Origin of the sequence: Bacillus sp. CCB-MMP212 (assembly GCF_022748145.1) — a bacterium.
Lineage (GTDB): Bacteria > Bacillota > Bacilli > Bacillales > Bacillaceae_G > Bacillus_A > Bacillus_A cereus.
The window spans coordinates 251365-278062 of sequence record NZ_JALDQE010000003.1 but is presented as its reverse complement, the minus strand read 5'-3'; the positions used below and the strand labels follow the sequence as shown (position 1 = coordinate 278062).

Genomic DNA, 26698 nt, shown 5'->3' with positions numbered 1-26698 from the left:
ACATGTAAGGACAACGCATGTATTCATGACTCATAAAACGCTTCCATAGTTATGCATGATTTGTATAGAATGTCATTTTGTTAAAAAATTTTCACAATTCTTACAAAAAGACTTTATTAATTTTTATTTTACTGGCATAATAGATAGTAATGAAAAAGAATGTTAAAGTGGGTGAGTAAATGAAAAGTGGAGAAAAAGATTACTCGGTAAAAGAAGCGATGATTTTCAGCCAACGCATTGCTCAATTATCGAAAGCGTTATGGAAATGTGTAGAGAAAGATTGGCAGCAGTGGATTAAACCTTACGATTTAAATATTAATGAACATCATATTTTAACAATCGCTTATCATTTAAAAGGGGCTTCTATTTCTGAGATTGCTAAGTTTGGAGTTATGCACGTATCAACGGCGTTTAACTTCTCGAAAAAGCTGGAAGAACGCGGCTATCTTGTATTCTCAAAAAAGGAAGATGATAAACGAAATACGTACATTGAAATTACAGACAAAGGGGAAGAATTACTACTTCGCTTAATGGAGGAGTATGATCCTGAAAATAATTCAGTGTTTAATGGGGCTCTTGCACTTCGTAATTTTTATGGGAAGTTCCCAGAAAATATCGAACTGATTGCAATCCTGCGTAATATTTACGGACAAGACTTTATCGATATTTTTGAGAAATCATTAGAAGATATTGAAGAGAACTTTACAGAATCCGATCAAAAGTTAGTTAAGAAATAATCTATTTATTTTTTCGCAATCATGCTTAAGAATTCATTCATAAGCGGCTTAAATAAACCTTGTTTTGCTAGCGCTTCCGCAGTTTCGTGTACTTCGAGCTGATGTGGAAGCGCTTTTTCAAATTTATCTAACAGCGCATCGAACAAAAGAAGCCCTTCTGCTTTCTCCACTACATATTGCTCGTTCAGTTTTTCACAAAGATTTAGTATACGTTCAATATCTTTTTTACGAGCTTTTTTCTTTATGATCAAAGAATAAAATGGACACTTCTCTTCATCAATCATTTTAAATAGTAGGTCTACGTAGTATTCAGCTTGTTCTAATCTTCTAACAACGTCCATTTTCTCCCTCACTTTCTAACACAAAGTCTTCTATTTCTGAATTTTGTAACACGAACAAAATATCGTGTGATACAATATATGTATATGTATTTTAGCCAAAAGGAGGTCTCGCCTCATGACACTTATAACAGTTGTTTTTGTCGCATTCGCACTTCTTGTTATATTTTACACGAATTTCATGACACATACACTGTGTGAACGAAAACAAATAGCTGCGAGCCGCCAGCCCGGTGTCTTTCGGGTTATTAATGTATGTATAACAATTTTATTAATTTCTAGTTATATAGAAATTATATTTCATGGAAAGTGAGGAAGGAAAGCCCCTTCCTCACTTTTTTCCTCTATAAGCAAATTATACCTACAATAACCAATAAAATAAACAGTACAAGTAATAAAATAAGTTGAGAATTCATCCCCATCCCCTCCTCTATTCTGTATATGCGGCATACGCCCAATATGGCACACTTTCAAAATCTGACACGTACTGGTTAATTTTTCTTTATCAATATGAAAACGCGTCGAAATATGATATATTAAATTTTGTACATATTGCTTATACTATAGAACAAAACATTCATCAAAACTTTATCCTCAGCCACGGTAAGCCCTGTTAAGCGCGCTTTACCAATACAAAAAAGCAAAAGTATCAGTGAGACTTAATCGGGCTCTTATGAATTTAAAATTCATCGGTGTAGGATAAATTAAAAATACATAATAGTAGGAGTGTTTATCGAATGAAGAAAGCTATGCTTGCCTTAGCCGCAACAAGTGTAATCGCATTATCAGCATGTGGAACATCATCATCAGACAAAATCGTTACATCTAAAGCTGGTGACATTACAAAAGAAGAGTTCTATGAACAAATGAAAAATTCACCAACTGGTAAACAAACACTAAATAACATGGTTATGGAAAAAGTACTTATTAAAAACTACAAAGTAGATGAAAAAGAAGTAGACAAAAAGTTTGATGAAACGAAAAAACAAGTTGGTGATCAATTCGATACACTATTAAAACAACAAGGCATGAAAGAAGAAACATTTAAAAATACTATCCGTGCCTCATTAGCTCAAGAAAAAGCGATTGAACAAGCAATTACCGATAAAGATGTAAAAGCAAAATTCGAGGATTATAAAAAAGAAGTGAAAGCAAGTCATATCCTTGTAAAAGATGAAGAAACTGCTAAAAAAGTGAAAGATGAACTTGCTCAAGGTAAATCTTTCGAAGAATTAGCAAAACAATACTCTGAAGATACAGGTTCAAAAGAAAAAGGTGGCGACTTAGGATTCTTCGGACCAGGGAAAATGGTAAAAGAATTTGAAGAAGCAGCTCAAAAGTTGAAAAAAGGTGAAGTAAGCGAACCTGTAAAAACACAATTTGGTTACCATATTATTAAAGTAACTGATAATCACGCAGATGCAACTTTCGATAAAGCAAAAGCTGATATTAAAAAATCACTAGCTCAAGAAAAAGTACAAGATGGACAATTCATGAACGACCTTATGATGAAAGAAATCAAAAAAGCTGACGTAAAAGTTGACGATAAAGATTTAAAAGATCTTTTCAAAGAGCCAAAAGCTGACGATAAAAAAGACGAAAAGAAATAATGAAAAGCTCGGGCTTAGCCCGAGCTTTTTTATATCCCCTCTTCCAGGGGGAAATTGTGTACAGATTGGGTAAATGAAATTACATGATTGACTCTTCGATTCTATAGAAAGGATAACGTCTTTTTCATTTTATGGATAGTGTACAATCTTAGCTAGTTTTACACTATCTTCGTTACCGAAAGTTTATTTTGTCATTCGTTTAACTAAAACCACCTTTTATGCATTTCACTTAAAAACATTTCTGTGATTCTAAATCCTGAACTTTCCCCTATAATAGAGTCAATCCCACAATACGGACAAACTGCTGTGTTATCATCATCCCACCACTCTGTAATTTTTTCTGGATGAAAAATTTCTAAACAATAGAAACAACCACATATAACATCCTTTTCTAAGTGCTTTCTATTACGAGAACAAAAACGATGTGCTTCCTCAAAATATTTTTGCATCAGTATCCCCCTATTCCTGATTGTTGCTATACTTTACTTAGATCATCCTCGGCAAAATTGCAATTATTTCTTACAGAAAAACAAAAAACCCTTGATTCACAATGCGTGGAACCAAGGGTTTATCTCATCATTATTGATTAAATTAAGAAACTATGTTAAATTAGTACAGAAACACGTTTTCTAAAATACACAGAACGTATTTATCCGTATCTTAATTGTACAACAAAACCTTTCTTCAGTCAACCTCTATTTTTCACTTTTAAAGGAGTGCTTACGTATGAACAAAAAACTTGATCTAGAGCAAAAACGATTGGATACCGTAATCGAAACGATTACGCAGCAAATTGATAAGCTGGAAAACGAAACTGGCAGACGCCGGGCAGAAGTAATCAACATCCGTAAACACTTCTGGGATGACGTTAAAGTGAATACAGATACTTTTGATGATTACCTTGAAACAGTTATCAACTTAAGACAACAAGCTCAGTCACTAGCTGTTACACAAATCACCCATAAACACACCTTTAATCGACTTGCCGCGCTGCGACGTATGCAAAAAGCACCTTACTTCGGACGCATCGATTTTACTGAAGAAGGCGAACCTGCCGCAGAACAAATCTATATCGGTGTTTCTACCCTTACTGATGCAAGCGGAGAAAACTTTCTTATTTATGACTGGCGCGCCCCAATTTCAAGTGTTTATTACGACTATCCACCAGGACCGGCTGAATACAACACACCAGGCGGCGTAATTCGCGGTAATGTGGAGAAAAAATTACAATACATTATTCAAAATGGCGAGATTGATTCCATGTTCGATACGAGCCTCACAATCGGTGATGAAATTCTGCAACAAGCGCTCGGAAAAGGTACAAACAAACATATGCAGAGCATCGTCGCTACGATTCAGCGTGAGCAAAATGAAATTATCCGTCACGATGAAGGCCGACTCCTTATCGTTCAAGGAGCTGCTGGTAGTGGTAAAACATCAGCTGCCCTGCAGCGAATCGCCTACTTACTATATAAATATCGCGAATGGCTAAAAGCGGATCAAATTATTCTCTTCTCCCCAAACTCTATGTTCAATAGCTACGTATCTAACGTACTACCTGAACTCGGTGAAGAAAATATGCAGCAAGTTACATTCCAAGAGTATTTAAATCATAGACTAAGTAAGTCATTTGATGTTGAAGACCCTTATGAGCAATTGGAATATATGTTAACTGAAACGAATAGCGCAAATTACAAAATTAGAAATATGAGCATCCGATTTAAAGCATCCACTCAATTTTTCGAAATGATTAGAGCGTACAGACAATCTCTTGAAACTTCAGGCATGCTATTTAGAGGAATGAAATTTAGAGGAAAACTGATTGCCTCTGCTAAAGAAATTACAGAGCAATTTTACAATACTGACTCCTCCCTCCGCTTCCATAGTCGAATTGAGAAGTTAACGGATTGGCTAAATAAACAAATAGATGCACTTGAAAAAGCAGAACTGAAAAAGCCTTGGGTAGAAGAAGAAATTGAATTACTTAGTAAAGATGAATATCAAAAGGCTTATAAATACTTGCAGAAAAAAGGCGAGTTTGACGACAACTCTTTTAATGACTATGAGAAAGAAACGAAAGTCCTGGGACGTATGATTGTCCGCAAAAAATTGAAGCCGCTTCGTAAAGGCGTTCAAACACTGCGCTTCATCAATTTCACAGGAATCTATAAACAACTCTTCACAGACGCATCATGGGTTACTGGAGAAAAACCGAAAGAATGGGATGACATTTGCTCTCTAACGGTGAACATGCTTGATGAAGGAAAGCTATATTACGAGGATGCGACTCCATTTTTACTTTTAAAAGAATTAATTGAAGGCTTCCAAACGAACAGATCGATTAAACACGTACTCGTAGATGAAGCGCAAGATTATTCTCCGTTTCAGTTCGAGTTCTTAAAACGTCTCTTCCCTGCTGCAAGAATGACGGTACTCGGAGACTTTAACCAAGCGATATTTGCCCATGCGAGTGAGGCAGTGAATTTCAATACACTTACTAGCTTATACGGACCAGATGAAACGAACGGTATTAACTTAACTCGTAGCTACCGCTCAACAAAACCGATTATTGAATTTACACGTGCTCTCGTACCGGAAGGGAAGAACATTCACGCCTTTGAACGCGACGGCGAGAAACCTACAGTAACGAAAGTAGCTGATTACAGCGAACTGCACGAGCATATTACTACAAAAGTTACCGAACTAAAAAAACAAAATCACAATACAATCGCAATTATATGTAAATCCGCAACTGAAAGCGCCGCTGCATACGAAGCACTCCGTCATATCGAGAATATTAAACTCGTGAAGAGTAACTCAGCCGAGTATGAGCAAGGTATTGTCGTGATCCCTGCTTATTTAGCGAAGGGTATTGAATTTGACGCTGTTATTATTTATGATGCTTCTGAAGATGTATACAGTGATGAGAGCGTACGTAGATTGTTCTACACTGCTTGTACGCGCGCGATGCATGAGTTGCAACTTTATAGTGTTGGCGAGGTTAGTCCTTTTGTGCTTGGGGCTGATTCGGATAGTTTTGAACTTATAACGAAAACACCTTGATGATTATCAAGGTGTTTTTCTCATTCTAAAAGGAATATCTTTACGTCGATATACACTTAACACAATTCCCATTAAAAGCGCATGAAATACAGTCGGTGTTAATCCATAACTAATAAAAGGTAATGATATAGCAGCAATCGGCAATAAGCCTAAAATCATGCCCACGTTATAAATAAACTGGACTACAAAAAGAGTCATTCCTCCAATGAGAAGCAATTTACCATATCGGTCATTTATTTTATAAGATATGATTACTAATCTTGCTACAAAAAGAGAAAGAACAGAAACCAGAATTAGCGCAAGCACATACCCATAATAGTAAGTCAAACTTGCAAATACAAAATCAGTATCCGCAGCAGGGATGAATTTTGTATCTCCAGATGTACCAAACCAACTAGCCGATGACATTACCTCTTTTAAACGTATATACATAAATCCTGCACCACCTGCATCACTCTCCGGATTTAAATACCCTAAAATTCTATCTAAGTGGTATCCTGAAGACCAGGATACCGATGCCCTGATAATAAATAAACAAATGGGTACAATCGTAATAATCAACGCCGTTTTCTTTCCTAACTTACTCCACCAAAGCATAACGAATACCATTGTCATATAAACAAAAATTGACGAAAGGGTTGATACAATCAAAAATAAATACAAAGAAAATAAATATAAAACCACAAGATGTATAACCTTTAACCTACTATTATTGAAAAAAGAAGCCCACGCTAGAAAAAAGAACGGTACTGCTATTAAACAATCAATTTCAATGGGACCAATTTTTATTAACGGTTCTCCAGTCAACGAAGCGTTCGGAAAACAGTATAGCATTAACAGAATAAGTACTCCGATTGTGTAAAACAACCCTCCCCTTCTCTCTAATTTCCGATAATCAATCAGCATCATCCCAAAAGCTGTTACAACACCGAGAATAACAAATATCACCTTATTCATTATTACATCATTCGTATATCCAAAAGCTAAAACTGGTAAAAACCCTAGCCCCATCGCAGCCACTAATAAACCAATTAAGAACCAATCAACCTTTGGCTTATGTAATTTATTCAGTTCCTGGCCAAGCTTAATTGGACTTCCCATTTGTTCAACAGCCTTATCTTCAGCAACTTCCTCACTTAATCCTTTATCCATCCACATATTCTTCGCCTGTTTTAAGTGAAAGTCTAGTTCCATCGCCACCAAATCCATCGCTTCTTTTGATTTAATATGGTTCGTAACTTCTTTTAAAAAACGCTCCCCTTTTTTGTTCAATTCCGCCTCACTCCTGTACTAATCCTTTTAATATAAATCGTGCCTTCGTAGCATTCTTCTCTGCCTTTCGCAGCATCTTGTTTCCTTTATCATTTAATTGATAATATTTAGCTCCCGCATGATCCCAGCTAGATTGGATAAAGCGATTCTGTTCTAGACGATGCAATAAAGTGTATAGAGACCCTTCATCACCTTCGAATTTTTGAATCCCTCTCCCTCTTAGCAACTGCATCAATTCATAACCTGTTTTTTCATTCATAAGAAGTTGCAACACCGCTAAAAGGATATCTTCTTCCTTTTCGGACGATTGATTGATTTTTTCACGTACCCGCTTTCGATGTTGATCAGAAAAACTCAAATGTTTAAACGTTGTGTTCTCCATTGATTTTCGCAAGCCTTTTAATCGATCTTCCATTTGATTATTCCTCCAATCCTTCCTTCAAAAGCTCCTTCGCTTTTTTCAATCTCGTTTTTATCGTGTTTTCTTTCACGTCTATTACCGTAGCAATCTCTTTAATTGATAATTCTTCATAATAAAATAGATAAATGACTTCTCGATATTTTATCGGTAAATCCATTACCGCAGAAGCGAGCTCACGGTCCTCCGCATTTTGAATAACAGTTTGTTCGACACTATCATTTTGAATCCCCATATAAGCAGATTCATCCTCTGTCACGATCACCTTTTTGTTATACCAACTTTTTATATAGTCCTTACATTGATTAATCGCAATTCTCCATAACCACGTTTTCACATTCGACTTCCCTTTGTATGTATGAAGAGATTTATAACATTTCACAAATATATCTTGCGTTACATCCTCAGCAATCTCTTTACTGTTTACATATGAATACACAAGCTGCAGGACTTCTTGTCCATACTTGTTCATTATTTCATCGATAAGGAGTTCCTTATCTTCTATCTCAAACGCTTCTATCGTTAATTCATCCACATCATTTCCTCCTTCCCATATATTAGACGACGCACTGTATGGAAAAGTTTTATAAATGTATAAAAAAATACGATTGGCAATCACATTTTTTATAAAGCACTTCCTCAGTAAATTACATATAATAAACCGAATAGTCGTTACAATGCGTTCACCTAAAGAGCGTCTTTCTCCCAAGGCGCTCTTTAAGTTTACAATAAGGATTTTGTCTTAGTTTTATATCATCAAGATTCCCCTCATCGCTAAATTAAAAAGAGAACCGATTTAATCGAGTCCTCCTTCTTTCTAACGCTCACTTAAAGAATCTAATATATCATGGCCATACAAAGATGAATCGAAAATATCAAAACTAATATATTCTTCATACAAGTGTAGTATTTAAACTTCTATACATAACGCAATTGCATGAAAACCTTAACTTGTAGGAAACTCATAAACAGGTTATATATGATAAACCACAATTTACACAACCACCATTTAAAACTAGGGCTTTTCATCCATATGTCTTGTTCCCTATTTTAAAACATAATACAATGGAAATGTAACTTAATAAGCTATAACTAGTAGGTGTGGTAATCATCTCTTCCATTTTGAAAAAAGGGGGGAGGTGATAAAATGATCGCGATGTTTGTAATTAAATTAGTGTACGGTATCCTAACCGGAACTGGCGTTATCATCGGTAGAAGATACGTCGGTCCGTGGCTAATTTCTGTATACAAAAAAGCGAGAACCACCCTACTTCGTGGAAAAGGTAAGGGCGGTTCTCGGCTAAAACGTTAATGTAATTGTCTTATAACCGCACCTACTACCACCACAATAGCAAGTTAGGTTACACAAGGCAGAAGTTTCTCAGGCTTCTGTCTTTTTTATTTTATGCAAAATTCATACTATATACTCTATCATCATTGTAACACATTTTATTTATTTTTAGTCAAGAGAAAAACCACCTAAAGGCTCTCCTTCAGGTGGTTCTCTATTTTATGCTAACGCAGCTGCTTGCTCTTGTTGATCTAGACTTTTTCTAGTTCAGCTGTGCCGCTCTCATCATTTATAGCACCAATAAAGACGGATTATGTACCCGCTTCATAACAGTAGGATTAAACAAGGAACAACACCTATTACGAATATAAAAAATCCTCTCACTATATAGTACCTATGTTTTCAGCGATACTCTATTACCATCAAATTAAGTTTGTATAATTTAAACTACAGAATAGCGAGCTAATTTTCAAATATCTTCTTTCGCATAACCCTAAATTTATTATCCATTTGCATTATGATTATAAATAAAAGATATCCTACCGACGCACCGAGCATATTTATAGCAATCCGCCACACATCAAAAACATCAGACAAAGTTAGTAAATGTAATATCTCCCAAACAAGAAAGGTCATAACATACCACTTACGAGCTTTCTTATAGTTAGTCACTTTATTAATCAGCACTGGAACGAAAAATCCGAATGGAACTACTAATATTATATGTTGTAAAACGCTTAACCAATAAGTTGAGTTTCCCCAAGGACCTGGATGTGCAATAAAATCTTTAACTTGCCAAAGTGTTATTCCAAAAAGTTGTAATAACGTTTCTAAATCAGATATATGTAAAAATTGCTGCCAAAATTCAATGGGATGATAGACAGTCCCACCACCTGTCAAACTGCGAACAGAGTCAAATGTAGAAGTTGAAATAAACGTTCCTAAAAAGACAATAAAACAAATGATTATATAAGGAATACATAAAACTTTTGATAACACCTTTAATGGCCTAGGAACTTCGTATACCGATTTATTAATCTCTACGCCAATAACTTTTGATTCTCCAAAACTTTGAATCGCTTTATAAATCGCTTCTTTTTCATTCATACCTTGTTCCATATATTCTTCTTTCAAGCTGTTCAAGTGATCATACATTTCTAGAAATAACTCATCCTGTTCAATATCACTAAGTTCTGAATAGGCTAAAATAGACTTAATATACTCATCAAATTCACTCATAAATAACTCCTTTCTGACAAGCTTGAATTAATGCTGTTACACTCTCCCAAGAGTTCACTTTCTTCTGCAATTCTTTTTTCCCTTTATCTGTAATAGTATAGAATTTCCTTTTCATCCCATTCTCAGATTCATTCCAATAAGATTCAAGAAACTCCTTTTTCTCTAATCTCTTTAAAGCAGGGTACAAAGTTCCCTGTCCCATACTATACAAATCTTCACTTGCATCCTTTAAACTTTGAGCTATTTCGTATCCGTATGTATCACGTTTTGCAATGATAGAAAGTAATAAAATATCTATACTTCCCTTCAAGATTTCTTTGTCCAACAATACCACCACCTTATATACATAGTATAACAACATATGTCGTTATACAACATAGTTAGAAAAATAACCCATAAAAAAACCACCTAAAGGCTCCCCTTCAGGTGGTTCTCTATTTTATGCTAACGCAGCTGCCTGTTCTTGTTGATCTACAGGAATTACAGCGTCTGTTAGTGCTTTTTCTAGTTCAGCTGTATATTTCATTTGTTCTTCTTTGCTCCAGCCTAGTTTCGCAGCCATGTAGTTGATTACTGCTTCTTTCCACTCGTATACCCAGTGGATGTTGAAGAATACAGCGCCTCTGCGGCGTACGAAGAAGTCAACTGGTTTTGCTGTCATTTCGTAATCCATTGCGTATACAAGTGGGATTAGAACGTCAAGCGGCATGTTGTATTCTTTCGCTTCTTCTTTATGTTTTTTCGCTAAGTCGAACAGTACATCAACGTTAGAGCCGTAGAATTTCGCGAACTCTTCTGCTTGTACTTTCGTTAAACCAGATTTTGTACCTTCGTCTGCTTTTTTCGCAACAAATGCTGGGAATCCGTGTGAACCATCTACATGTCCACCAGAGATTGGCATATGTTTCGTATCGCTCTTCGGATATGCGCTATGACCTTCTTTTTGTAATAAGTTCGTTACGTAATCTACTACCATTTCAGCCATTTTACGGTATCCTGTTAATTTACCACCTGCGATTGTAATTAAACCAGATTCAGAAGTCCAAATTTCATCTTTACGAGAAATTTCAGATGCATTCTTACCTTCTTCATAAATTAACGGACGTACACCAGCCCAGCTTGATTCAATGTCTTTCTCTGTAATTTTCACGCTTGGGAACATGTAGTTAATCGCATTAATGATGTATGTGCGATCTTCTGTTGTCATTTGTGGTACAGCTGCGTCTTTATCATAGAACGTATCTGTTGTACCTACGTATGTTTTTCCTCCGCGAGGAATCGCGAACACCATACGTTTATCTGGTGTATCGAAGTAAATTGCTTGCCCTAGTGGGAAACGTTTTTGGTCAATTACTAAGTGAACACCTTTTGATAACTGAAGTACTTTTCCTTTTTTCGAGTTATCTTTTTCACGAAGTGTATCTACCCAAGGACCAGCTGCGTTTACAATTTTCTTACCGTAAACTTCATATACTTCACCGTCTAGTAAATCGATTACACGTACACCGCATACTTTTCCATCTTTATATAAGAAACTGTCTACTTTTGCGTAGTTAACAGCTTTCGCACCATGCTCAATTGCTTCTTTCATTACTTCAATTGTAAGACGCGCATCGTCTGTACGATATTCTACGTAGTAACCGCCGCCTTTTAATCCTTCTTTTTTTACAAGAGGCTCTTTGTTTAGCGTTTCTTCACGGTTAAACATCTTTCTGCGCTCGCTTCGTTTTACACCTGCTAAGAAGTCGTATACACGAAGACCAATTGATGTACTAAATGATCCGAACGTACCGCCTGTATGGAACGGAAGTAACATCCACTCTGGTGTTGTTACATGGGGACCGTTCTCATATACGATCGCACGCTCTTTACCCACCTCTGCTACCATTTTCACTTCAAGTTGTTTTAAATAACGTAGACCACCGTGTACAAGCTTCGTTGAACGACTTGATGTACCTGCTGCAAAGTCCTGCATTTCAAACACAATTGTTGATAACCCGCGTGTTGCTCCATCTAATGCAATACCAGAACCAGTAATACCTCCACCAATTACGATCACATCTAACTCTTGTTTATTTACTCCGTTTAATACGTCTTTACGTTGTTTACTTGAAAATTTCATGGTAATTCCTCCCTTTGATAACGAAAAAAGAGACCACAAACTCCGCTATAGATTTCGCCTCTATAGCGCGTTGTGGTCTCTCCAAATCTCCTACCGAATTATTAACTTGTCACCATTATAACACTGTTTATGATTATTTGAAAGCTTTTGTTGCTTCAATTGCCTTTTTCCATCCAGCATATAGCTCTTCGCTTGTTTCCGCTTCCATCGTTGGTTCAAAGCGTTTGTCCATATGCCACTGTGATTTAATTTCATCTTGGTTTTTCCAATATCCAACCGCAAGACCCGCTAAGTACGCTGCACCTAGAGCCGTTGTTTCGTTGATCACTGGACGCTCTACAGGAACATCTAGAATATCACTTTGGAACTTCATTAAGAAGTTATTTTTAACCGCTCCGCCATCAACACGTAATGTGTTCAGTTCAATACCTGAATCTGCTTCCATTGCGCATAATACATCTTTCGTTTGGTAAGCTAAAGATTCTAGCGTTGCACGAATGAAATGCTCTTTCGTCGTACCGCGTGTTACACCAAACATAGCGCCGCGTACTTCACTATCCCAATAAGGTGTTCCTAGTCCAACGAATGCTGGTACAACGTATACACCGTCAGTTGATTCAACGCGAGAGGCATATACTTCACTCTCACTTGCATCTTTAAACATGCGCATTCCGTCACGTAACCACTGAATCGCAGAACCTGCTACGAAAATACTTCCTTCTAATGCGTAGTTCACTTTACCATCTATTCCCCATGCAATTGTTGTTAATAGACCGTGCTCAGAAGCTACTGCTTTTTCACCTGTGTTCATTAACATAAAGCAACCAGTTCCGTAAGTGTTCTTCGCCATACCTTCACCGAAACAAGCTTGTCCAAATAAAGCTGCTTGTTGGTCACCAGCTACACCTGCAATCGGTACATTTTGACCGAAGAAGTGGTAATCAATTGTTTCTCCATATATTTCAGATGATGGACGTACTTCTGGAAGCATACTCTTTGGTACTGTTAACATGTCTAGAAGCTCATCATCCCACTGTAAGTCGTGAATGTTAAACATTAACGTACGTGATGCGTTTGAGTAATCTGTTACGTGTGCTTTACCACCAGATAGTTTCCATACAAGCCATGAATCAATTGTTCCGAATAATAGATCCCCGTTTTCTGCTTTCTCTCTTGCACCTTCAACGTTATCTAAAATCCACTTTACTTTCGTTCCAGAGAAGTATGCATCAATTAAAAGACCTGTTTTTTCGCGAACCATTTCGCTATAACCTTTTTCTTTTAACTCATCACAAATTTCAGCTGTTTGGCGAGATTGCCATACGATTGCGTTGTAAATTGGTTTACTAGTTGTTTTATCCCATACAACCGTTGTTTCACGTTGGTTCGTAATACCGATACCAGCGATTTGTTCTGGTTTTACATCTGCTTCGCTTAAGCAAGTTGCGATAACTGCTAAAATAGATCCCCAAATTTCTTGTGCATTATGCTCTACCCAGCCCGGCTTTGGAAAATGTTGTGTAAACTCTTTTTGAGCTGAATGAACAATTTCACCTTTTTTATTGAATAAAATTGCACGTGAGCTTGTTGTTCCTTGGTCTAATGAAAGAATATATTTTTTCATATCGGTTTCCCCCTTATGCTACTTTTCTACTATTTGTATTGCTTCCGCTTTTTTTACTTGTCATATAAGAGATTGCTAGTACAATCACAGTTGCGATAATCACATAAATAAGTGCTGAATTTTGTTTTCCTTCAAATACAACTTGATGGAATAAACCTGCAAGTGATCCACCTAAAATTGGACCTACTACTGGAATCCATGCATACTTCCAGTTTGAACCGCCTTTTCCTGCAATCGGAAGGAAGAAGTGTGCGATACGCGGACCTAAATCACGTGCTGGGTTAATTGCGTATCCTGTTGTCCCACCTAATGATAAACCAATACTTACAATTAAGAAACCTACGATAAATGGATTTAATCCATCTGCAAATTTATTTGCACCAATTGCTAATATACCAAATACTAAAACGAATGTTCCAATCATTTCACTTAAAAGGTTTGCAAATGTGTTCGGAATTGCTGGACCTGTTGCAAATACGCCTAACTTTGTTCCTGGATCTTCCGTTTCTTTCCAGTGTGGTAAGTAATGTAAATATACGATAACTGCCCCGATAATTGCCCCAATCATTTGTGCTACGATATAACCTGGTACGTCACTCCATGGGAACGCTCCCTTAAATGCTAGTCCTATCGTTAAAGCTGGATTCAAATGTGCCCCACTAATTGATCCAACCGCATACGCTGCAACCGCTACTGCTAAGCCCCAGCCCATTGTAATAACAATCCAACCTGAATCTTTCGCAAACGATTTCTTTAAACTTACACCAGCACAAACGCCGCCACCAAGTACGATTAACAACGCAGTCCCTATTAACTCTCCTAAAAATGCTGACATAGTATCCCTCCACAATCAATTTAAACGCTTCCAAATGTGATAGAGGTAAAATGAATGGCCATTCGTTTTTGTCAAAAGAAAAAGACCCACAGCTTTGCATGCTTCTATATAAATTTATATAGAAACAATGAAATGTGGATCTCTTCTTTTCTCCGTCACGTTTATTAACTTGTCTATAATGTTAACCTCTTATGAAAGCGGTGTCAACAGAATTTTTTCACATTTTTGTCACTTTTTTTGGTAATGTTTCCATAGTTCGCGTTTTGACGTCGTAATCGCTGTCGCACCAGCGTTTAAAGCTCTTTCCACATCTTCTACAGTACGAATAAAACCACCTGCTAAAATCGGTACACCAGTACGCTCTTTCACTTCAGCGATAATATCCGTCATTGCTCCTGGAAGCACCTCAATATAATCCGGTTTTGTCTTATCTAAAAGATTGCAGCTCTTCTCCATCGCACTCGAATCGATTAAAAAGATGCGTTGTATTGCCACAACACCTTTTTGCTTCGCCTTCATAATAACGCTCGCCTTTGTCGAAAGTAACCCGTACGGTCTAAACTCCTGACATAAATATTCCGTCGCATGCCCATCACTCTGCAAGCCATGAATTAAATCCACATGTAAAAACACCTTTTTACAATATTGCTTCGCAAGTGATATAACACTCTTCAATTGGCCGACATGAATATCTAAAATAACGATATATTCATACGAACTATGTAATAGCTTTTCCAAATCTTTAATTTGCCTCACTGCCGGCAAAATTTTCTGTTCATGAAATTCCATTCTAAATGTCCCCTTCTTTATGTCATCCTATCCTTTATAGTACACAATTTAAGTGAAAAGAACAGCCAGTGTTGGGGATTTCTTTCAAATCTTTCCTCTATTTATATATTTTCTTCAACTTATCGGAACCTATACCACCTATAATCATGAATACAAGGGGCAAAAGATTCATTACATATGGCGCATCTGCTACAATTGTAATACTTGCTCCAGCAAACTTATTTAGCATCCATACAACGATTTTTGCAATAAACAAAAATACTCCTATCATAAATAGACTATCAAAAAACACCTTCCATTTTGGATACGCCAATTGCTTACTATCTTCAATTATTTTCTGCGTCAATTCTTCATCACTCCTTAGCAGTTCATCAATTGTAATACCGAACAGATCGCTTAAATGAATAATAATTTCAATGCTCGGATAGTTCTTTCCCGTCTCCCATTTCGAAACAGATTGCCTACTTACATGAATTTTTTCAGCCAAATCATTTTGCGACCAATTTCTTTTTTCCCTTTCTTCTTTTAAACGCTCACTAAAAATCATACTGTGTTTATCACCTCTCTATGCCCATTATGTTCAAATAAATGATGAAGAGTAAAGCTAGTTATCGTTGCATTTCCTGCGCAACTTATGCGTTACAGCTTATAATAGCGCTATTTAATATGGATCTTCCCTATACTATGCTCCAATAATAATTTCCCGAACAATAATACAAAGAACGGATACTAATAAAGACTAGATTAGGCATAAAAAATACGCCATCCCTTCTTATCAGTCTCCAGAAAGAATAACGCAAATTTTCATTTTTACTCATCATTTTTCGGACTATATGAAAACCCCGGGTATTTCACAACAGGCCACTTCTTCTTACGCAGAGAATCCATTACTTGCGGGCCAACATGTATATTACTCTCCACTATTTCTTTAGGAGTCAGTGCCATCCATTGATTTAACGATACATCTTCAAAACGATTGCTTCTGAACATCTCTAAAAACCATAATGTTTCGGTACCTGTATTTTGAATATAATGCCCCGTCGCAAACGGTACATATCCGACATCGCCAGCTCTATAATCAAATGTACGAGCGGTACCATTTCCAAGAAACACATTCATTCTCGCTTCCCCTGTCAAATAATATTGCCATTCATCATTATTCGGGTGCCAATGAAGTTCTCTCATTCCACCAGGCTCAACCTCAACGAGCGCTGCTGCGATCGTTTTTGAAATAGGGAAATTTGTAGAATCTACAATTCGAACGCTACCACCAGGAGTCTTAATTGGCTTTTGTTTTAACAGTTCATGTTTAAATGTTAAAGGAACTTCCCCTTTCGGTGATTGAACTTCCTGACTTTCAAGCGAACCTGGCACCTCTCCTTGATAAATATAAACTTGACCTGAAGGGATAGAATGAAAAGCACTCTCAGGTACTCCAAAATTAGCCGACAACACTTCTTTTGGCGTATGCGCAAACCAATCAGAAATAGCTAAAGTAGATAAATCAGAAAAATGTCCATCATCGAAAACAAGTAGAAATTCACAATGTTCCAATCCTTGAATGGAATGCGGAATACCAGGCGGAAAATACCAAAGATCACCTGGTCCAACATCAGCAATAAAATTCCGTCCATTTTGATCAACAGCCGTTATGCGTGCCCGTCCTAAAAGCATATACGCCCATTCCGCTTCTTTATGCCAATGAAGTTCTCGTATTCCACCGGCCGTTAAGCTCATATTTACCCCGGCAATCGTCGTCGAAACTGGTAGTTCCCGAGCAGTAATCTCCCGAGACCACCCGCCGTGTTTCAAAATCATAGAAGTGTCCGAGAATGAAAACTTCAAGTTAGGAACTAATCCTGCATCCGTTATAGGTGGAACAAGCATATTCGGATTTTGAATATCTCGCATAACATTACGAGGTCCAGAATCAATTGCACCTGCTCCGTCGCTGCGGATTGGTTGTGGCACATTCCTTCCTGCTTCATTAACAGTACGTTTCTTCATGATTACACTCCTTTTTCATCCGGTTATGAAGTAAAAATCCTCCATCATAGTGTATGAATTGGGCTTTGAATGGTTACTTTTACTATAGATTCGGCAATTTTCGCTCTAACAGTCTACTACCCATTACTATTTAAAACAGAAGATGGACAACAAAGACTTTAAGTAAAATGCAAAAAACGCCCTCTGTTTCAGAAAGATTAACAGAGGGCGTTTTCTTTTTTTTACGTAAAGTGTCCAAAAGTCTTTCCTTTGTCATACTGATTACACCCTTTTTTAGAGGGCCAATATTAACACTCTCTTTTTAAAATTCCATATCAAAATCCCTTATATTATTAACAGCGATAAAAAGGAATACCATTCTATCCAAATAGAACAGCATTCCTTTTTATAAACAGTATTTAAAAATTATTATTTAAGGTATTTCCCCAAATCATCTAAGTTTCTCGTATGATTTAGAATGATTACATACTCAACTTCAACTTCTGTTACTACCATTTCTAGTACTTGATGGACTTCAATATAATCATTTTCATATTCTTTTGCCGAAGATACAATCTCTTCTAAGGTTCTTACAAATGTTTCAGCACTCCAGTCTTTTGTTGACAACGCCACATAGGTTTGAAATTTTTTTGTATTCATGTTAGTTCTTATCTCCTCCAACAACAATAAAACTATATATTCATTATTTTAAATATAAAATACCCTCAAGCAAATATCAATTTTTTCATTTAATAAGTCTTCAATTTTAAAATGACAGCTAACAAACGAAACCTATACTTTTCTCTTATACAAATATTTAACATAATAAAAAAGAAGAGAAATACAATATATTTCTCTTCTTTAAATGTAATCTATTAAAGCAATACCGAATCTTTATCACTATCCTGATTACGTTTCTCACGCTCTTCTTCTAAGCGCTTCATATATACTTCGCCTTCTTTTTCAATAAACTCATTATCCATATCTTGCTCTTTTTTCGAAGTATATAAAACCATGTAGCCACTTAGTACAATCCCGACAATTACAAGATAAACCCACCATGGTAAAGTTTCCAAATCACTTCATTCCTTTCCTTAGACAAGCCTTATTAGTTTCACTTTATGAGGAAAGAAGTGGATTTATGCTTAAAATTTTTATTGTGGATGCTTCGCGAAAAATGCTTGTACATATTCCATAAACTCAATTGGTTCCTGACGAAACGGTGCGTGGTATCCTTTTTCAATAATATGAAACGTACTATTCGCAAATAGCCCATGATACAGTTCACCATTTTTCCAAGAAACACTTTTATCATGTCGTCCCCATATAATTAAAGTCGGCACCTTAATTTTATCAGCTTCCATCGCAATGCGGCGCTCTCTCATTTTCGTAAGCTGATCATAATGCTCTTTATCATCCCGACTATTTTTCACTTCATTTTTATTATACTTCGTAATTTCAGTTACAGTTTGTAAGTCCGTCGATAGCGGTGGTACTTCATAACTTTCTTTTTGCTGGAAAGACTCTATCCCTGTAGCATCCGCCAAGATGAGATGCGTCACTGCATCCGGATATAAATACGCTAAATTAAGGGACATCTCTCCGCCCATTGAATGGCCGAGCACCGCAAACTGATCGTATCCGAGCTTCTTCATTAACTTATAATATAAATTCACTTGCGCAGGAAACGAATACTGAAAATCAACTGGCTTAGAAGAACGCCCAAACCCTAAAATATCAACCGCTATAATCGTATGGTCTCGCGCTAGTTCTGGATAAATATCACTAAACCCATCAGAAGAACCACCAAACCCGTGAAACATAAGTAACGGAGGTTTCCCCTCACCAATTTGTTTAAAATAAATCGTTTGCCCATCAATTTGCGCCATACTCTCTTTCGTATTCAGCTTCATCATAACAGTATCTTTCACTTCTCCAACCTTCGCAATCGGCTTCTCAACGAAGTTACAAACAATTAACAAAACGAGCACAATACCACTAATCATATAAAACTTAAACCGTTTCAAAGTTCCCGTCTCCTTTCTCTTGTTGCTATTTAAAAGTTTTTACATTTTTTGGTTATTTTATGTTCTCTTTTTAATTGTAACTGAAATGGTTACAATTATACTAAAAAAATATAACTCATTTCTATTACTAATGGTTATTCTGTAACCATTATAGTTACATATTTAAAGTAAGTCAATTCTTTTCTCTACATGGCCTGAAAATAGAAAAAGGGACTTCATGTTGAAGTCCCTTTCTTTGTTATTATAGTTGGCTTACTCCGCCGCCGTCGCCTTTATTATCTGCTGGTGCTCCTCCTGTGTCGCCTCTAGTATAGTCCGGTTTTACTGGCGCTCCTCCGTCGCCTTTATTGAAGCTAACATAGTCTGGTCTTGCTGGTGCTCCTCCTGTTTCTCCTATATTTAATGCTTGATTTGTAAACGCACTGTTAACTCCAATTGATAACGCACCTACTAGCGCAATCCCTAACATTCCAAAGTGAATCTTTTTCATTATTTTAGCGCCCCTTTTTTTAATAATTTTTTCTGAGCTTTATGACTCATGTAAAAATAATAACTTGCTTTATTGTGATTCTCTTCTTTATAAAACCTTAGAGCTAACATTTCAGCGTATTCCTGTATACACTCCCATAGCTCTTCTTTTTCAAAATAAGTAATACCTTCTAAAACTACTTGCTCTAAGCTTAATGTAGGTGATTTTTCGTTTACGCTTTTCAAAATCATAAAACGATATTGAAACTCTTCCTTATTTAATTCTTTACAAATATCCAAACCTTTTTCAACCAGATCTGCTACCAATTGATATTGCCCTAATTTATAACATTCACGCGCTTCAACAAATAGCGCTTTAAAAAATTTCGGCTGTTTTTTTGTAACTTCGGATGCATGACGAACTGCAAGTTCCGATAAATCTTGACTAGCATACAAAAAGGCTAAATTATGACGCACCATTAAAATATATTTTTCATAATTTACCTTTTGGAAAATATCCATAGCAGCATTAAAGCTTTCTTCCGCGAGTTCATAATTTTTCAAATCTACACAACACAGACCAAAAGCATTTTCACATAGCGCTATATTTATTTCGCAACCTATATGTTTTTTAAACTCTTCTTTCGCTTTTCTCAAATAATCAATTGCATTAACTTGTTGATATGTCTGATAGTAAAAATTACCCATACGATAATCAAACTCTGCATTTTCTAAAGAGTTCGAAACGTATTTCAGTAGTTCATTTGCTTTTTCATAACTTTCCTTTGCATCGCTATATTTAGACATTGAAGTACAATATATTCCTTTAAAAAAATGATAATAATATGCTAAAAACCCTTTAGTTGGAATTTCAAAAGATTCTATTCTCTCAAAACTATTTTCTTTTATACTCAACCAATCCGTCAGCATTTTATATCTAAAATCTAATAAGGTAAAATACAAAGATAACTCCTGATCCACATCCAACCCACTAATCTTACTTTCAATCTCCTCTTTCATTTCCGTAGCCTTCTCTATATTTTGCTGTAACATTACACGATACCAATCATCTAAAGAATGTCTCATTTGCTCCCGCGTTACTACATCTGCTCCCATACACTCGCATCCCCTTTTCTCCAAAATTACAAAATTAGGATTTTTATACAATTATCAAAATTGTATATTACCACTCCTTTTCTATGTATTGAAAAATAATTATCAGAAAATTAAATATTTTAATTAATTATACCAAACTTTTCCTTTTTAATAACTTGAGAAACAATTGTCAGAAAACTTAACGGGACAAATAAAAAGCAAGCAATTCCAGCACTCCGCTAAAACTACTTGCTCTCCTACTTATTATCTCTATTTTTACTCTTTAATAAATTCCTTCGTACTTCTCACTGTATCAATTGGACGAACTAATTTTTCAATTTCTTCACGTTTTGGCTCTAGGAATGGAGGTAAAGATAATTTTTCGCCAAGCGTTTCGTATGGCTCATCTCCCATAAATCCTGGGCCATCTGTTGCGAATTCAAATAAAATTTGTGGTGCAACTCTTGCATATAATGATTCGAAGAAGTGACGGTTTACATATCCAGATGAAGGAAGTCCTACGCTACTGATTCTCTCAATCCATTCTTCTAATACAGCGCGATCTTCTACGCGGAATGCCGCATGATGCACTGTACCAAAACCTTGTTGTGCTTCAGGAAGAACTGTATTATGTTCTACAATAACAGATGCACCGTTTCCGCCTTTGTTCACTTCAAATAAATAGAATTCCCCTTCTTGCGCAACCTCTTTAAATAATAGAACTTTTTCTAACACTTCTTTGAAGAAGCTAAAGTTTGCAATACGGATAAATACAGGTCCTAAACCAGTGATTGCATATTCTAATGGTACTGGCCCGTTTTGCCACGGTGTACCTGATTCGATTCCTTTATCAAGTTCATCTGAGATTAATTGATATTGTTGGTCATCAAAGTCAACGAAAGAAAGAGTTTTCTTACCAAATTGCTCTTTAATTCCTGTATGTTCTACTTCAAGACGGTCAAATCGTTTCACCCAATACTCTAATGCTGCATCAGTCGGAACACGGAATGAAGTTTTTGAAATTTCATTTGTACCGTGTACTCCTTTCGGAACACCTGGGAAATCAAAGAATGTCATATCTGTTCCTGCACTCCCTTTATCATCTGCAAAGAATAAATGATACGTTTGAATATCATCTTGGTTTACTGTTTTCTTAACTAAACGCATTCCTAAAACGTGAGTGAAAAACTCATAGTTCTTTTCTGCACTACTTGTAATCGCTGTAACGTGGTGAATTCCTTTTAATTGGTTCATTTTATATTCCTCCAATAGTTTTTAATTTATATTTTCTCTCCTATTACTTCTCTTCAATAGGTGCTAAATTCGCTTCAATCTCTGCACGCTGATCTTCTAAGAACGGTGGTAAATCAAGTTTTTCTCCTAAATGTTCCACATCTCCATCAACTGTAAATCCTGGTCCATCTGTCGCAATTTCAAAAAGGATTCCGTTTGATTCACGGAAATATAAGCTTTTAAAGTAGAAACGGTCGATGATTCCTGAAGACTGGAAGCCTCTTTGTTTCACCTGTTCTTCCCAATAGGCAAGCTCTGCATCGTTTTTCACGCGAATTGCTAAATGGTGAATGCTCCCTCGGCCCGGCTTTTCAGTAGGTCCATCTAAATATTTCACAACGATTTCTCCAAAAGCCTCTCCTTTAATGGATTGAAAAATTGCTTCCTCTTCGCTACGGCTAACCTCTGTATAACCAAACATTTCTGTAAGTGTACTCGCCATTTTATCAAGTCTACGAACGGTCATTTCCACAGAACCCATTCCTTGAATTTGATGCTCTGCAGGAACTTCTGATTTCTCCCAAGTTTCCCAGTGCTCTACTTTTTCCCCGTTTGAAACGAGTAGTACTAAGCGAAGACCTTCAGCATCCTCAAATTGCAAAGCAGGACGATTTGCATATGTTGTCATTTCACTATGTTTCACATCAAATTTTTCAAAGCGTTCTTTCCAGTAATGCAAGCTATCCTCTGAAGGAACAAGTAATCCAATTCGAGTAATCGCATTCGTACCGCGATATGTTCTTCCTACTAATGGAATTTCAAAAAATGATAATTCCGTACCTGGACTTCCTGTTTTATCTCCATAAAATAAGTGGTACATTGACGGATCATCTTGGTTTACTGTCATTTTCACACGACGCAAGCCAAGCACGTTTTTATAAAAGTGATTATTTTCATTTGCATTTTTCGTAACCATTGAAATGTGATGATGCCCTTTAATTTTATACATTGGTTATTCCTCCGTTTCGTTTTACTAGTCAAGTGATAACTAAAAAAATAACATTTCCCACAACTAATATGGTTTTTAGCTTTTCAATTTATTCTTAATTATGTTTTTGTAAATTCATCTTAGTTTTTACTGTATAAGTTACTTTGTTTTTTAATCGAAAACAACTGAGTATATGTTTTTCATATGACTCAATCGCTTTCGTTACTATCACTTTACACCTCAAGTGATTGAAAAGCAAGTAAAAAATCTCGAATTCAAGATTTTTTTGTTAAATAACATTTAGGGTGTAAAATCATTAATTTCTGGATAGCGTCACATCACTATCAAGCTAAAGACTCAAAGCTCTCCATGCCCATCAAGCTAACAAGAATACACTACCCCAAAACGATAAAAATGAACTTCGTTGCTATAAAAGACAACTTTTTTGCTCCGAGGGAATTATAGAATTTTATATCTTTACAATTATTTATGGGGAGTTAATTCATTTTTTTCAAGAATAAGTAATTTCTTAAATAAAAGTTCACGTACCTCTTCCTTATGATAATTAATTTTTGGTGATTGATAAGAAATTTAATGAATGATTATTCGAATATGCTTTCGTAAATGTTAAATGTAATTTTTGGATAATGTTTGGTCAAGTTGATACTAATACCCTCGATAAACGAAAGAAAATTAAGAGTGTTCCGAGAAAAAGTAATTAAAAAACGCTCATTTACAGAAGAACATTATTTAAGTGAAGCCCTCTATAATTCAATTACAACTCCTTGAAAGTTTATGATACTATCCTGATCACACTTTTTATATTTAATGTTTTAAGGAAAAAAGCTATACTATAAGCGAAACTAAAAATCAGAAAGGAAATACCATAACATGGAAAATTATATGTTATTTATCCTTACAGCACTCCTTATTATAATGATGCCTGGTCCCGGTTTTGCTTTAGTTACAAAAAACACTATCTCTCATGGTAGAAATGGTGGGATAAAGACCGTCTTAGGAACGGTATCTGGAATGATGATTCATACAATAATGGCTACACTAGGACTCTCTGCTATCTTAATGAAATTTGCTATGCTATTTACATTAATAAAATATGCTGGGGCATTTTATTTAATTTATTTAGCTGTAAAGTCAATTAAAAGTGCCTTTTCTAAAAAAGAAGAGATGTCAGGTTCAGTGGAAATAAACTCTAAGGATATTGGAACGGTTAAAAGTTTTAGACAAGGATTTACCACGGCAATCTTAAACCCAAAAACGGCTGTATTTTTCCTTAGTTTTCTACCCCAATTTATTGTGAGTAATCAAAGTCATTTCTTCCAATTTCTTTTGTTGGGATTCACATTTACGACTTTGACAGCAATATGGTATTTACTTTATATCTCTCTAATACGTCAATTAAGAACTTTTTTAAGAAAAGAAAAGGTGAACCGTACAATAGAGGGTATTACTGGCACAGTATTATTAGTATTTGGAGTTAGGCTATTTTTCCAAAAATAAATATGTAATAGAGAGCGTTTAAAACTTTCGGTTTTTCCAATAAATGAATCAATATAAAAAGTATGGCTTTCAAACAGTAAAAAGTGAACAAACGGGTGTGTTTGTGGAATAAGCTTCAATAAAATAACCAAACTTTTTATAAAGAAGTGAATCGATTATATTAAAATTGATATAAAGGCGTTATCCTTTCCTATGATTTCTCAGAAAGAATAACGCCTTGCTCTTTTTAGAGGGTATTTTGTCTAGTTAGCTTGATAGCGATGTGGTTCTATCCCTTATAAAGTGAAACTTTAATCAGTGGGGGTTTTGTTCATCCCCACTGATTATTAGCCCACACCAATCGGGCTTTTACGGACAGTTGATCCCCCACCTAACTTCTTTGCTTCCGCTGAATTTTGAGGTCGGGGTCTTACTGCCCGTTAATGCGGGATAAATGTTACAAAAACATTTATAATAGCTCTAACTTGCACAATGCTTCCCGTTAATATAATACGCTGATTCTGTGAAAACCGTAAATACAATCTCTACTTCTGGAAGTCCAAAATCCATTACATATGTAGTAATGGCCTTGGCAAATCGATTACGAATTTCCTGTCCACGCTCGAACCATTTCACTTCAATAAGAGGAAACGCTTCTATTTCTTCTCCATTGAATATAAACGTAGAACTTGGTAGTTCCAACGTAAAATTATCCGTACCACACTCACAAATCTCTGCGAGCTCTTCTACTAATGGCTTGCTTATGTGTTTTAATTGTTCAGTAGTAATTCCACGAAACACAATATGCGGCATGTAAATCCCTCCTTTAGATAGTTTTATATTTGCCCACATCATAGCACAATTCTCCCACCTTTTAACAAAAATAGATGCTAAACAAGTTTCAACTCTTATTTTTAGGCCTGTTATACAGGCTGAAGCGATTCTAAGTATCTGCCATATTAAAGTTGATATGCTCCCATTCTAGTGGTGAGATATGTTTTAATCGTTCTTCGTTAATCCCATGCGTACTTCTTAACTATTTCATTTAATTTTTAATAAAGAAAACAGCCTCACTAAGCTTTTAAAACTTAATGAGGCCACTTTATTCACACTTTTAATTATGGAACGTCGGTTTATAGAACGAACGATTATCAAGTGCGAAGACACGCTCTGTGTATTCACCTGGTTTTGTACGTCCTAATGCGCGGTCCATCATGTTCATTTTTGCATCTAAGTTATCGATGTAATGCAGAATTTCTGCTTCTTTTACTAATGGTGGTTTTGGGCTACCCCATTCCGCTTTTCCGTGATGAGAAAGGACGATGTGTTGAAGAATTAATACTTCTTCTGCATCGATTTGCAATTCGTCTGCTGCTTTACCGATTTCGTTCACCATGATAGAAATGTGGCCTAGTAAATTTCCTTCTAACGTATACGTTGTAGAAATTGGGCCAGATAGTTCAATTACTTTACCAAGGTCATGTAAAATAACGCCTGCATATAGTAAGTCTTTATCTAATGATGGGTATAGATTTGAAATAGCTTTCGCTAAATCTAGCATCGATACGACGTGATAAGCTAGTCCAGATACGAATTCGTGATGGTTCTTTGTCGCTGCTGGATATTCTAAAAATTCGTTTTGATGCTTATTTAACAAATGTCTTGTTAGACGTTGAATGTTCGGATTTCTCATTTCAAATATGTATTGTGTAATTTTCTCAACCATATCTTCTTTTTTCACTGGTGCTTTTTCTACGAAATCCGAGATGTCTGTTACTTCATTTTCATTCGCAACACGGATTTGTTTCACACGCAATTGAATACGTCCTTTGTAGTTTAAAATATCACCAGCTACTTTAACGATTGTTTCTGCTACATATTGTTTCTCAACTTCTGGTGATACGTCCCATAGCTTCGCTTCAATATCTCCACTTGGATCTTGTAAGATTACTGTTAAAAATGGCTTTCCATTACTTGCTAGACCTTTTGTCGCTGTTTTAATTAACAAGAAAACATCGACTTGTTCACCAACTTCATATTCTGCAATTTTCTTTTTCATTCGAATT

General features: G+C 36.0%; 28 protein-coding genes. 6 read left to right on the top strand and 22 right to left on the bottom strand.

What is annotated here, in order from left to right:
• The first annotated feature begins 179 nt into the window (after positions 1 to 179).
• Positions 180 to 737 carry an HTH-type transcriptional regulator Hpr gene (locus tag MRP26_RS09840; RefSeq protein ID WP_000834924.1) on the top strand — a complete coding sequence of 186 codons (558 nt, stop codon included), beginning with the start codon at positions 180 to 182 and terminating at the stop codon, positions 735 to 737.
• Positions 738 to 742: 5 nt separating this feature from the next.
• On the opposite strand, the gene MRP26_RS09835 is transcribed toward MRP26_RS09840, so the two are convergent.
• A complete protein-coding gene (locus MRP26_RS09835) occupies positions 743 to 1078 on the bottom strand; it encodes a DUF1878 family protein (RefSeq protein WP_064532789.1) in 336 nt (111 codons plus the stop codon).
• Positions 1079 to 1193: 115 nt separating this feature from the next.
• Here MRP26_RS09835 and MRP26_RS09830 point away from each other — a divergent pair, with 115 nt between their 5' ends.
• Together MRP26_RS09830 and prsA are read left to right on the top strand one after the other, a co-directional pair.
• Positions 1194 to 1388 carry a hypothetical protein gene (locus tag MRP26_RS09830; protein WP_000172690.1) on the top strand — a complete coding sequence of 65 codons (195 nt, stop codon included), beginning with the start codon at positions 1194 to 1196 and terminating at the stop codon, positions 1386 to 1388.
• 424 nt (positions 1389 to 1812) lie between these two features.
• On the top strand, positions 1813 to 2685 hold the full coding sequence (gene prsA, locus MRP26_RS09825) for a peptidylprolyl isomerase PrsA (protein ID WP_064532786.1): 873 nt from the start codon (positions 1813 to 1815) through the stop codon (positions 2683 to 2685).
• Between the two features lie 203 nt (positions 2686 to 2888).
• On the opposite strand, the gene MRP26_RS09820 is transcribed toward prsA, so the two are convergent.
• Positions 2889 to 3134, bottom strand: a complete 246-nt coding sequence (locus MRP26_RS09820) for a cytoplasmic protein (RefSeq protein ID WP_069355163.1) — start codon at positions 3132 to 3134, stop codon at positions 2889 to 2891.
• A 277-nt stretch (positions 3135 to 3411) separates the two neighbouring features.
• On the opposite strand from MRP26_RS09820, the gene helD reads away from it, so the two are divergent.
• On the top strand, positions 3412 to 5748 hold the full coding sequence (gene helD / locus MRP26_RS09815) for an RNA polymerase recycling motor HelD (RefSeq protein ID WP_197241365.1): 2337 nt from the start codon (positions 3412 to 3414) through the stop codon (positions 5746 to 5748).
• Between the two features lie 6 nt (positions 5749 to 5754).
• Here the strand turns inward: helD and MRP26_RS09810 are convergent, their stop codons facing one another.
• From MRP26_RS09810 to MRP26_RS09800, 3 genes are read right to left on the bottom strand one after another with little or no spacing between them, the layout of a single operon-like run.
• The gene (locus MRP26_RS09810; protein ID WP_242806124.1) at positions 5755 to 7020 is read right to left on the bottom strand and encodes an FtsW/RodA/SpoVE family cell cycle protein; all 1266 of its coding nucleotides are present in this window, start codon (positions 7018 to 7020) and stop codon (positions 5755 to 5757) included.
• A gap of 7 nt (positions 7021 to 7027) precedes the next feature.
• Positions 7028 to 7435 (bottom strand): PadR family transcriptional regulator, encoded by a 408-nt coding sequence (locus MRP26_RS09805; RefSeq protein ID WP_002159014.1) that lies wholly within the window; start codon positions 7433 to 7435, stop codon positions 7028 to 7030.
• A 4-nt stretch (positions 7436 to 7439) separates the two neighbouring features.
• Entirely contained in the window at positions 7440 to 7973 is a 534-nt protein-coding gene (locus MRP26_RS09800; RefSeq protein ID WP_197241367.1) for a sigma-70 family RNA polymerase sigma factor, read from the bottom strand.
• Positions 7974 to 8585: 612 nt separating this feature from the next.
• Between MRP26_RS09800 and MRP26_RS09795 the strand changes: the two genes are divergently transcribed.
• Positions 8586 to 8750 carry a hypothetical protein gene (locus tag MRP26_RS09795; protein WP_048565201.1) on the top strand — a complete coding sequence of 55 codons (165 nt, stop codon included), beginning with the start codon at positions 8586 to 8588 and terminating at the stop codon, positions 8748 to 8750.
• A gap of 441 nt (positions 8751 to 9191) precedes the next feature.
• On the opposite strand, the gene MRP26_RS09790 is transcribed toward MRP26_RS09795, so the two are convergent.
• The 15 genes from MRP26_RS09790 to MRP26_RS09720 form a co-directional block, all read right to left on the bottom strand.
• Entirely contained in the window at positions 9192 to 9968 is a 777-nt protein-coding gene (locus MRP26_RS09790; RefSeq protein ID WP_016082602.1) for a VanZ family protein, read from the bottom strand.
• Entirely contained in the window at positions 9961 to 10293 is a 333-nt protein-coding gene (locus MRP26_RS09785) for a PadR family transcriptional regulator (protein ID WP_000356630.1), read from the bottom strand. Before MRP26_RS09785 ends, MRP26_RS09790 begins: the two co-directional genes overlap by 8 nt.
• A 114-nt stretch (positions 10294 to 10407) precedes the next feature.
• Entirely contained in the window at positions 10408 to 12090 is a 1683-nt protein-coding gene (glpD, locus tag MRP26_RS09780) for an aerobic glycerol-3-phosphate dehydrogenase (RefSeq protein WP_029442064.1), read from the bottom strand.
• Between the two features lie 133 nt (positions 12091 to 12223).
• Positions 12224 to 13714 carry a glycerol kinase GlpK gene (gene glpK, locus MRP26_RS09775; RefSeq protein ID WP_078400430.1) on the bottom strand — a complete coding sequence of 497 codons (1491 nt, stop codon included), beginning with the start codon at positions 13712 to 13714 and terminating at the stop codon, positions 12224 to 12226.
• Between the two features lie 13 nt (positions 13715 to 13727).
• Positions 13728 to 14549: a glycerol uptake facilitator protein GlpF gene (gene glpF / locus MRP26_RS09770; protein WP_001272200.1), complete on the bottom strand. Its 822-nt coding sequence runs from the start codon at positions 14547 to 14549 to the stop codon at positions 13728 to 13730.
• Positions 14550 to 14777: 228 nt separating this feature from the next.
• A complete protein-coding gene (glpP, locus tag MRP26_RS09765; protein ID WP_000394286.1) occupies positions 14778 to 15338 on the bottom strand; it encodes a glycerol uptake operon antiterminator GlpP in 561 nt (186 codons plus the stop codon).
• Between the two features lie 97 nt (positions 15339 to 15435).
• Positions 15436 to 15885: a helix-turn-helix domain-containing protein gene (locus MRP26_RS09760; RefSeq protein ID WP_078400431.1), complete on the bottom strand. Its 450-nt coding sequence runs from the start codon at positions 15883 to 15885 to the stop codon at positions 15436 to 15438.
• Between the two features lie 263 nt (positions 15886 to 16148).
• A complete protein-coding gene (locus MRP26_RS09755) occupies positions 16149 to 17345 on the bottom strand; it encodes an oxalate decarboxylase family bicupin (RefSeq protein WP_197241368.1) in 1197 nt (398 codons plus the stop codon).
• A gap of 408 nt (positions 17346 to 17753) precedes the next feature.
• A complete protein-coding gene (locus MRP26_RS09750) occupies positions 17754 to 17984 on the bottom strand; it encodes a hypothetical protein (protein ID WP_001093032.1) in 231 nt (76 codons plus the stop codon).
• A 215-nt stretch (positions 17985 to 18199) separates the two neighbouring features.
• Complete coding sequence (locus tag MRP26_RS09745; RefSeq protein WP_000449223.1) at positions 18200 to 18400, bottom strand: sporulation YhaL family protein; 201 nt, start codon at positions 18398 to 18400, stop codon at positions 18200 to 18202.
• 78 nt (positions 18401 to 18478) lie between these two features.
• On the bottom strand, positions 18479 to 19351 hold the full coding sequence (locus MRP26_RS09740; protein WP_197241369.1) for an alpha/beta fold hydrolase: 873 nt from the start codon (positions 19349 to 19351) through the stop codon (positions 18479 to 18481).
• A 241-nt stretch (positions 19352 to 19592) separates the two neighbouring features.
• Positions 19593 to 19841 carry a Phr family secreted Rap phosphatase inhibitor gene (locus tag MRP26_RS09735; protein ID WP_197241370.1) on the bottom strand — a complete coding sequence of 83 codons (249 nt, stop codon included), beginning with the start codon at positions 19839 to 19841 and terminating at the stop codon, positions 19593 to 19595.
• Positions 19841 to 20935: a response regulator aspartate phosphatase gene (locus MRP26_RS09730; protein ID WP_197241371.1), complete on the bottom strand. Its 1095-nt coding sequence runs from the start codon at positions 20933 to 20935 to the stop codon at positions 19841 to 19843. The genes MRP26_RS09735 and MRP26_RS09730 overlap by 1 nt, the downstream gene beginning before the upstream one ends.
• Positions 20936 to 21190: 255 nt before the next feature.
• Complete coding sequence (locus MRP26_RS09725) at positions 21191 to 22168, bottom strand: ring-cleaving dioxygenase (RefSeq protein ID WP_001072581.1); 978 nt, start codon at positions 22166 to 22168, stop codon at positions 21191 to 21193.
• 43 nt (positions 22169 to 22211) lie between these two features.
• The gene (locus MRP26_RS09720) at positions 22212 to 23156 is read right to left on the bottom strand and encodes a ring-cleaving dioxygenase (RefSeq protein WP_053565092.1); all 945 of its coding nucleotides are present in this window, start codon (positions 23154 to 23156) and stop codon (positions 22212 to 22214) included.
• A gap of 870 nt (positions 23157 to 24026) precedes the next feature.
• Between MRP26_RS09720 and MRP26_RS09715 the strand changes: the two genes are divergently transcribed.
• Positions 24027 to 24653, top strand: coding sequence for a LysE family translocator (locus tag MRP26_RS09715; protein WP_053565093.1), 627 nt, complete (start codon positions 24027 to 24029; stop codon positions 24651 to 24653).
• A 459-nt stretch (positions 24654 to 25112) separates the two neighbouring features.
• On the opposite strand, the gene MRP26_RS09710 is transcribed toward MRP26_RS09715, so the two are convergent.
• Both MRP26_RS09710 and yhaM read right to left on the bottom strand, forming a co-directional pair.
• On the bottom strand, positions 25113 to 25445 hold the full coding sequence (locus tag MRP26_RS09710) for a DUF1904 family protein (protein ID WP_053565094.1): 333 nt from the start codon (positions 25443 to 25445) through the stop codon (positions 25113 to 25115).
• 301 nt (positions 25446 to 25746) lie between these two features.
• On the bottom strand, positions 25747 to 26691 hold the full coding sequence (yhaM, locus tag MRP26_RS09705; RefSeq protein ID WP_000726652.1) for a 3'-5' exoribonuclease YhaM: 945 nt from the start codon (positions 26689 to 26691) through the stop codon (positions 25747 to 25749).
• Between the last annotated feature and the right edge of the window lie 7 nt (positions 26692 to 26698).

Coding starts and splice junctions, on each gene's coding strand:
- MRP26_RS09840 (WP_000834924.1), top strand. CDS start 180: ATGAAAAGTGGAGAAAAAGATTACTCGGTAAAAGAAGCGATGATTTTC.
- MRP26_RS09835 (WP_064532789.1), bottom strand. CDS start 1,078: ATGGACGTTGTTAGAAGATTAGAACAAGCTGAATACTACGTAGACCTA.
- MRP26_RS09830 (WP_000172690.1), top strand. CDS start 1,194: ATGACACTTATAACAGTTGTTTTTGTCGCATTCGCACTTCTTGTTATA.
- prsA (WP_064532786.1), top strand. CDS start 1,813: ATGAAGAAAGCTATGCTTGCCTTAGCCGCAACAAGTGTAATCGCATTA.
- MRP26_RS09820 (WP_069355163.1), bottom strand. CDS start 3,134: ATGCAAAAATATTTTGAGGAAGCACATCGTTTTTGTTCTCGTAATAGA.
- helD (WP_197241365.1), top strand. CDS start 3,412: ATGAACAAAAAACTTGATCTAGAGCAAAAACGATTGGATACCGTAATC.
- MRP26_RS09805 (WP_002159014.1), bottom strand. CDS start 7,435: ATGGAAGATCGATTAAAAGGCTTGCGAAAATCAATGGAGAACACAACG.
- MRP26_RS09795 (WP_048565201.1), top strand. CDS start 8,586: ATGATCGCGATGTTTGTAATTAAATTAGTGTACGGTATCCTAACCGGA.
- MRP26_RS09790 (WP_016082602.1), bottom strand. CDS start 9,968: ATGAGTGAATTTGATGAGTATATTAAGTCTATTTTAGCCTATTCAGAA.
- glpD (WP_029442064.1), bottom strand. CDS start 12,090: ATGAAATTTTCAAGTAAACAACGTAAAGACGTATTAAACGGAGTAAAT.
- glpK (WP_078400430.1), bottom strand. CDS start 13,714: ATGAAAAAATATATTCTTTCATTAGACCAAGGAACAACAAGCTCACGT.
- glpF (WP_001272200.1), bottom strand. CDS start 14,549: ATGTCAGCATTTTTAGGAGAGTTAATAGGGACTGCGTTGTTAATCGTA.
- glpP (WP_000394286.1), bottom strand. CDS start 15,338: ATGGAATTTCATGAACAGAAAATTTTGCCGGCAGTGAGGCAAATTAAA.
- MRP26_RS09760 (WP_078400431.1), bottom strand. CDS start 15,885: ATGATTTTTAGTGAGCGTTTAAAAGAAGAAAGGGAAAAAAGAAATTGG.
- MRP26_RS09755 (WP_197241368.1), bottom strand. CDS start 17,345: ATGAAGAAACGTACTGTTAATGAAGCAGGAAGGAATGTGCCACAACCA.
- MRP26_RS09750 (WP_001093032.1), bottom strand. CDS start 17,984: ATGAATACAAAAAAATTTCAAACCTATGTGGCGTTGTCAACAAAAGAC.
- MRP26_RS09735 (WP_197241370.1), bottom strand. CDS start 19,841: ATGAAAAAGATTCACTTTGGAATGTTAGGGATTGCGCTAGTAGGTGCG.
- MRP26_RS09730 (WP_197241371.1), bottom strand. CDS start 20,935: ATGGGAGCAGATGTAGTAACGCGGGAGCAAATGAGACATTCTTTAGAT.
- MRP26_RS09725 (WP_001072581.1), bottom strand. CDS start 22,168: ATGAACCAATTAAAAGGAATTCACCACGTTACAGCGATTACAAGTAGT.
- MRP26_RS09720 (WP_053565092.1), bottom strand. CDS start 23,156: ATGTATAAAATTAAAGGGCATCATCACATTTCAATGGTTACGAAAAAT.
- MRP26_RS09715 (WP_053565093.1), top strand. CDS start 24,027: ATGGAAAATTATATGTTATTTATCCTTACAGCACTCCTTATTATAATG.
- MRP26_RS09710 (WP_053565094.1), bottom strand. CDS start 25,445: ATGCCGCATATTGTGTTTCGTGGAATTACTACTGAACAATTAAAACAC.
- yhaM (WP_000726652.1), bottom strand. CDS start 26,691: ATGAAAAAGAAAATTGCAGAATATGAAGTTGGTGAACAAGTCGATGTT.